A 532-nucleotide genomic window follows, 5' to 3' on the forward strand; every position below is an offset into this window, starting at 1 on the left:
GGGCAACGTCGCCAATGGCAAGGTGACCAGCGCCCATCCGGGCGCCCCCGATGTTCGGATCGGCTTCGTCCATCGCGACCAGAACGCCATTATCGCTGGCCTCCTGCTCGGCGATAGCAACCAGGTCGTTGCCGGCCAGGGCATCGACCTGCTCGCTGATGGCCCGACGGCAGCGCGGTTCGCCGCAGGCGTCGCCAAAACCGGCCTCAAGGTCTATGCGAACTATGCCGATGGAAGCTGCCGAGCAGCAGCTTCCGGGTCCCCCGCGACCCAAGGAAGCCTTACGGCGACCACCGCCAACGGGTCGCCCAATCTCACGGCCCTGTCCGGAACGATGCCGGTCGCAGGACAGCCCATCAGCGGCACCGGCATTGCTGCGGGCGCCTATATCGTGAGCGTGAGTGGCACCACTGCGGTCATGAGCGCGAGTGCCACGGCGGACGGCACCGGTATCGCGATCACCAAGACTCTCGATTTCGAGACCGCCTGGCTGACCCGTTCGGTCTGCGGAAATGGCGAGACCGCCAAGATT

At 66.0% G+C, this 532-nt stretch carries 1 protein-coding gene; it reads left to right on the forward strand.

What is annotated here, in order from left to right:
* Window positions 1-532: hypothetical protein (locus tag ACTIMO_RS17270; RefSeq protein WP_448183219.1), on the forward strand; the 532-nt coding region annotated here is incomplete at both ends.

The sequence above is a fragment of the Arthrobacter sp. CP30 genome, from assembly GCF_053470025.1.